The following is a 6,559-nucleotide window of genomic DNA, read 5'->3' as shown; positions in this document are numbered from 1 at the left end:
GCCACAATCATTGGGTATGATTCTATCCTCAGTCCTATACCCATCCCGGTTCCGTCCGTACCTCAGGCATAATCCGTCCGTACCTTAGGCAGGATGACAACAATCCTGTTCATCCCTAAACACTAATCCCTAAACACTAATCTTCAGTCTCTGAACACTAACCTGCATTATTCATACTNNATACTCCGTGAATCGTATAACCATACTATCGGCTTTAACTCCTAAGCCAACTTGTTGGCTGATAACTACGTTAACTACTCTAACTCCTGAAGCATGAATAATGCAGGCTAAAATACGTGCGCCTTGTGGGCTATGGGAGTAGTCAGCCCCCACAGCCCTGTGTTGTGTTGTGTGACTACTGAAGCGGAGTGGGGGTAGTGTCATCCCAGTTAGCTACGCTTATCAGGAAGTTGATGGTTCCGCCGGTTACGGGGTCGCCCGGTTTTACAGGCTTGTCGTCGGGACCATTGATCGGAATACCTGTATCAACACCATTCTCGTCGTAGTAGGTGTCGTCTACATAGTATCCGTTGGTAGAACTTGCCGTGCCTAAACAGATATTATAGGTATAGCCTTTACCCGGAGTCCAGTTAATCGTTAAGGGGAAGCCTACGCAGATATAGAGATGGCCGTTGTACTCAGTGGTGCCGTTTGTACCCAAGCCACCGGTGTAAGGTTCCCATGTTATATCATTTGGGTAATTCGTATAATCGGTAAGATAATCTGCACCTTTGTCGTAGCCGATATAGTTGCCCGAAGCATCCGTGATGCGGTATATCACTTTGATATAAGCATCCGTATCGAGGTCGCTTTGCGTCTTATCCCACGGTTCGGGGGCGCTTGTTGCTGGCGATTGCGGCATCAGCATCAGGTGTGCCGAGGCTGCTGTAGGAGTAGTATTATCTGTGTAGAACGGCACAGGAGTATCCTCGTCACTTCCCGTAGTGGTGAACGGAAGGGCTGTGTTGCGGAAATAATCATAGCTCGCAATGTCGGTGGTTGTCACATCCCACGCCTGCGAAATGTAATCGTAAGTGTTCTTGCTATGAACATTGCGGACTTCAACCGACTGTACTTCCGGCGTCATGCCATTGCCGGCAATCACGCCGAAGTTCACCTTCGACAAAATGTGATTGAATACCATCGAAAGCTGGCCGCTGGCAGGTTTCGCATTGGCAGTAGCCTTTGCCGCCAACAGGTCTTCCTGAGTGCCTGCACTACCGGCAATCGTTATCTCCCTTGTCAACGCAGTAGCCGGAGTTTCCGCCGGTGCAACATCCGGATACATGGCATAGAAATTCATCGGATAAGACGCGGCGCTGGTAGGCCATGTTGCAGGTGTTCCTGCCCATCCCCAGCTTGTGGAGTACTTGTAGTTGTTTGCGCCGTCCACGTTCGTGTACCATGCGTTGTTCACGTCGTTGGTCTTACCGTACACCCGGAAGCCGTTGGTGGCATTGGTCAGTGTCGATAGGTCGGCTATGACAGCCCTTGATGTAGATGATGAAAAAGTGATAACATCCGGATTCGGTATATTGTAATCCTCAGTTTCATTTTTCGAACAACCGGTCAGTATCAGACTCACAGTTGCAAGTGCAATAAATAATCGTTTCATAATCAAATAAAATTAAATGTTTAAAATTAAGTTGTTTAATAATCATCAATTTGTAAAGTGGATTTATATAGTTAGTTAATTCTAATAACCTCATCATCCCATTCGCCCACGAAGATACCGTCCGTTATACGTGGCAACTGCATGGCGAGGTCGATACCGATATCTATTTCGCCGTTCGGGGCGGCGATGACCTGGCCGGTTACATCGTATAGCAACTGCTGGTCGTAGAGCGTGCCGTCGATGAACAGTGCGTCGATGTTGATTTTGTAGTCCTCGGCCTGCGGCAGTCGTCCGAAACTCAGGAAGCTCTTGCTTACCGTTCCGTCCGTCTGCGACCCTGCATCCCACACACGGGTGTTGAGTTTGGAAACGTGCGTCGCGGGAGAATGGCCGGTCTTGGCCGAGGCCATGTAGACCTTCCGTGCAAAGCCGCGCACTGCGCATTGAATGAGCTGCACCGAAGCGAGGTGCTCCACATGGGCGGTTATATTTATATTATAGGTAAGGGGGCGCATCACGATTTTGGTCAGCGCGTTCTCCATGCCGTCCTCACGGAAGCCCGCCTTCGTTGTGGAGCGCGTGCGGGTAACTGTCTCTTTGGTTATCGTGAAGTTGTCGAGGCTCCACGATGCCAGCCGGAAGGGGGCAACAATCAATTCCTCGCCCGCGAGCGGACGGTAGTGAGGATAGTTTGCAGCATTATCGTGGATAATCGTGGCGGCGAAATTCGTATAACTGTTCACTTCGCTGAAGAATATCGCATCCTCCCAATAGACGTCGTACACGGACTCGTTGAACGCCACCACCGAGTATTCGCCGATAGGAACCTCTATCTTGTCTTCAATGACGTTCATCTCCAGGTAACGGTCGAAAGCCGGAGAACCATCCTTGGGGAAGAAGCGCAACGAAACACGGTGTACATAGCCGTTGCCGCTTGCATCCGTTACGGGTATGTTGGACTTGCTCCAGTCTATCTTTACCGGAATCAGCGCCATAATACCGAAGTCATCCTCCAGCGGACGGCGTTCGCAGGTCGTTAACAGTTGCATGGCGGCTGCGGCGGTGAGTATCAAATATATTACCGTTCTTTTCATTTCGTACTTCCTTTCTTCCGGTAACCGTGATTGAACATCCACACAAGAGACACCTTCGCCCGTGTCGGCCCAATCCAGTTGCGGTGGCCGTTACCCTGGCGTATCAAATGCCATTCATTGTCCGTACCCGTTTTAGGTACATATATCCTATAGTCCGCACTCAGATAACCGAGTCCGAGTGTATATTCCATCCGCCATCTCCCGTTCTTACTGATGGTGTGGGCATATCCGCCGCTGATGCCGGTGTGCCAGAACTCACCCTGATGACCTTCGGTCTCCCATTCGAGGTCATAGTACCCGATGCCGCCGTATACGCCCATGAACCAACCCGTGAGCTGCTCGTGGTTATTGCGGTTGCCGAACCAGTACTTCACTTCGAGGTTACCGTTGCCCACTTCCAGTGCATACTGTTTTTTCTCATAAAGCCACCACGGAAATACCCATTCTCCGGCTATCGACCAGCGCTGTCCGATAGGGAATTCAAGCTCCACGTTTAATGCCGATACGACATCGAAAAGCAGATTTGTCTTGAAGGCGACCAAGGGATACGGTTCGAGTTCAGGCATAGTCCCGGTTCCGGGTTTAGGTTCGGGTTGAGGTTTCGGTTCAGGTTCCTGCAGCACAATCCGCTCTTTCTCTATCGTTCTTTCGATATACACCGTGTCGACGATGTGGGTTTCAACAATCTTCGGCACGTGTTGCTCCTCTTCTCTGAAATGAAGGGTGGCTGCTGCTGCGCCGCGCAGGTGCGGTAACATGTTGGTAGCGATATACCTGTAGGCTTCCTCGCTGTCGATATCCTTGAGTGCGGCGCGTATGGCGTCGCTGCCGGTGTGTGAGTCAATCGCATGGAGAATCTGGTCGCGGTAAGGGGTATTGTAATCCTCCTCGACCATCTTATGCAGGCCGCTCCAGTCTTCTCCGATGGAGAAAGTGTAGATAATATCCCTGTCGAGGTAAGGATACTGCCACATCAGGTATGATTTCATCGCCAGCGACCGGGCTGCAGCGAGTTTCAGGTTCGCTGCCGTATTGCCTTCGGGTGAGGAGCCTCCTGTAATGACGATGTAGTCCAGTTTAGCAAGTATGTCTCTGTTTGTTAAGGATTGGTGTATAAGTTTCAGTGTCCGGGCATTGTCCATGTAGTCCTTTTCGACCACCGCGCTGTTGACGCGATAGTTGACAACTGCCATGCCGATTGAATCTTCTTTGTTGTCATGGTAATTCCAATAGGTCTTATGGGTGTTGAACATATTGTCAAACGGCTTTTGTGTGCGGCTCCATGGGTCGGGAATGAAGGTCATTGACGCTTTGGGGAAACTGTGGCGGTCTGTCATTGCGCTGCGTTCATTGTGCCTGCCGTCCTGAACCTCATGGGTAATGATGATTTGGCTGCCTTCCACCTCCCACGTGAAGCCCGTTCCGGACAGGCTGATTTGCAATAATTCCGGAACCTCCAGCTCATGTGACGGGAAAAAGACTTTTCTTCCCGGATTAAGGTCATCCCAATTTATGGCTACCTTATAGTTCGTCTGTTTCTGTACATAGCTCATCACCTGTTTTACTGTTGCCTCCCGCAGGGGTAGAATTACTTTTCCGCTTTGTGCGTATGCGGTTTGGAGGCCGCTTAGTAAGCAAATTGTTGACACAGCAAGGTTTAGGAGAAAACTATGTTCAATCCACCGATTTCTTCTCATCTTGATATAGTTTAGCTTATTTTTTCTTCACCAATATCTTATTATCTATTAGTGTGAAAATGTACGCCATATTCGACTTCGTTAGTATATGTAAAGTGCTTTTTAAATCCTCCGAATGAAAGTCGCCTGAGAACTTTCCCCATGAAAGGTCTACACCTTTAGGTAGCACGCACTCCACTTTATAATTGGCTTTGAGGGAAGTGATAAGATCTCCAAGGGACGACCCATCGAACCTCAAAAGCGGCATAAAACCATGACCAACCATTTCCCCCGCAGGGATTAAGTCGATGTCCGACTCTTTGGTGACATTACTGTAACTGTACTCTTCACCGTGTTTTAAAGTGGTAGTCACATCGTTTGCTTCAACACTAACAGAACCTTTATACAGTTTTACAACGCTCCGGGTTGTGTCAGAAAAGTCGGTAACCCGGAAAACCGTTCCGTGTACGTTGATTGTAATATCATCGGTAGTAACCGAAAAAGGAATAGTATTCCCCGTATCGTTTTGGGAGTTCGCTACAGAGAAAAGGGCCTCTCCATCAAGGTACACGTGTCTGCCGGAAGTGAAGGTACTGTCGTATGTTAGCTCGGTCTGCGCCTGTAATTCCACTTTCGAACCATCGGGAAGCAGTATCGATCGTGCGGTCGAACCGGCGCTTACCGTTACCTCAGCAAGCTGGCGCCCCTTCATCACATTACCGGTTTCATCAATCCACAGATGGATAATGCCCGATATGCTGAGGAACAGTACCACAGCAGCGGCTATATACATAGAGGCGCGGAGAAGGGAGATTCCTTTCTTTTTCTGCACATGCATGGGAGCTGAGTCCTTTATATTCAGCCGGGCGGCCAACTCCGCATATTTCTTATGGTCGGATTTGTCCGGAATCCGGCTGGGCGTCATTTGCTGGAATTCCTCTAATATAGCGGCATCTTTGGTATCCCTGCTGACTTCACTCCAAAACCATGCGCGTATCTCCTCTTTCATTTTGGAGTCGGTAGCATCGTCCTTCAATAGATTGAGTAGGTCAACAGCTCTTTGCCTATTTCTATTCCAATCTTGCATATCTTCAAGTTTTAAACGTTTATTTGCAGCAATTGGTTCAATTTTATTGCTCTTTATATACGTAATACCTTGAAGTGGCAAAATCTCACATAAGAATTTCTAAAAAAAATAGTTTTTATTTGTAATATGCTCTGTTTCAGGATAGTTACATGATTCACAGAGTGTCGGCTTTAACTCCTTAACTCCTAACGAAGTGATAACTCCTCTAACTCTTGAGTATGAATAATGCAGTTCAAACTCAAAGAAGGGAATTCGAAACAGTTTCCAAGTCATTCGGAGATAAGTTCATGAAAACAAGGAGCATGAACAGGATGGCGTCACGGAGGGTCTTTCTCGCTTTTGAGAGTTGGTTATAGACAGTCTCCCGTTTGATACCGAGCCGTTCGGCAATCTCTTCAGGGGTAAGTCCCTCGTCGTGGCTCATCTCAAAGATTTTCCTTTGCTGCGGAGTCATGCGTTGCAGAAGCGCCTGCTTCAGAAGTTGGACTTCCTTTTCCACCACAATATCGTGCGAAGTAAAGTAATCACTTTCGTCCATCCAGACGGAGTCCGCATACCTTTCACGGATCCGATTTGCCTGGTTACTTTTATAGGCTATTCGCCTTGCTATCAGAAAAAGGAGCGACCGTATATTTTTCTCAGGGTCTATCTTCTCCCTGTAGTTCCAGAGAACAGCAAAAATGTCCTGAGTAATATCGTCGGCATCCCCTTCGGTTCCGGTCAGATTGAAAACGAATCTATGGATAGGTCTCCTCCAGTGAAGGTACACCTTTTTATAACTCTCGTGATCACCTTCACGGAGTCGCTGCAATACTTCGGAAGTGATTATGTCATCGGGAGGAGCGATATTTCTTATCTGTTTCAGTTCTTCTTCAGATAATCCGCTATTCAAGTTGTCATAAGTATCCATACCATAAAAGAAATGTATCAGACGGATTTTAGAAAATGGGGCGCTAATATATGATAAAATGATTAAAAGAGCAAATTTTGAAAGCTAAAAAATGTTTTGGATGCAATTTCTGTGTTGTTTTGCATAACACGGGATGAAGTCTGAACGATTATGCAAAACTCCCTCCCAGGGTTTTGA

Annotated in this window: 5 protein-coding genes; all 5 read right to left on the bottom strand. The window is 47.9% G+C overall.

Annotated features, from left to right (window positions below):
• Positions 1 to 355: 355 nt before the first annotated feature.
• The gene (locus B2Z67_RS00360; protein WP_291527827.1) at positions 356 to 1,615 is read right to left on the bottom strand and encodes a fimbrillin family protein; all 1,260 of its coding nucleotides are present in this window, start codon (positions 1,613 to 1,615) and stop codon (positions 356 to 358) included.
• Positions 1,616 to 1,686: 71 nt separating this feature from the next.
• Positions 1,687 to 2,751, bottom strand: coding sequence for a DUF5119 domain-containing protein (locus B2Z67_RS00355; protein ID WP_291527826.1), 1,065 nt, complete (start codon positions 2,749 to 2,751; stop codon positions 1,687 to 1,689).
• Positions 2,706 to 4,262 carry a DUF3575 domain-containing protein gene (locus B2Z67_RS00350; RefSeq protein ID WP_291527829.1) on the bottom strand — a complete coding sequence of 519 codons (1,557 nt, stop codon included), beginning with the start codon at positions 4,260 to 4,262 and terminating at the stop codon, positions 2,706 to 2,708. Before B2Z67_RS00350 ends, B2Z67_RS00355 begins: the two co-directional genes overlap by 46 nt.
• 160 nt (positions 4,263 to 4,422) lie before the next feature.
• The gene (locus B2Z67_RS00345) at positions 4,423 to 5,472 is read right to left on the bottom strand and encodes a FecR family protein (RefSeq protein ID WP_291527825.1); all 1,050 of its coding nucleotides are present in this window, start codon (positions 5,470 to 5,472) and stop codon (positions 4,423 to 4,425) included.
• A 238-nt stretch (positions 5,473 to 5,710) separates the two neighbouring features.
• The gene (locus tag B2Z67_RS00340; protein ID WP_291527824.1) at positions 5,711 to 6,382 is read right to left on the bottom strand and encodes an RNA polymerase sigma factor; all 672 of its coding nucleotides are present in this window, start codon (positions 6,380 to 6,382) and stop codon (positions 5,711 to 5,713) included.
• Positions 6,383 to 6,559: the final 177 nt, after the last annotated feature.

Origin of the sequence: Bacteroides sp. UBA939 (assembly GCF_002293435.1) — a bacterium.
In the GTDB taxonomy this organism is placed as follows: Bacteria; Bacteroidota; Bacteroidia; order Bacteroidales; family Bacteroidaceae; genus Bacteroides.
This window is presented reverse-complemented; position numbering and strand designations above follow the sequence as displayed.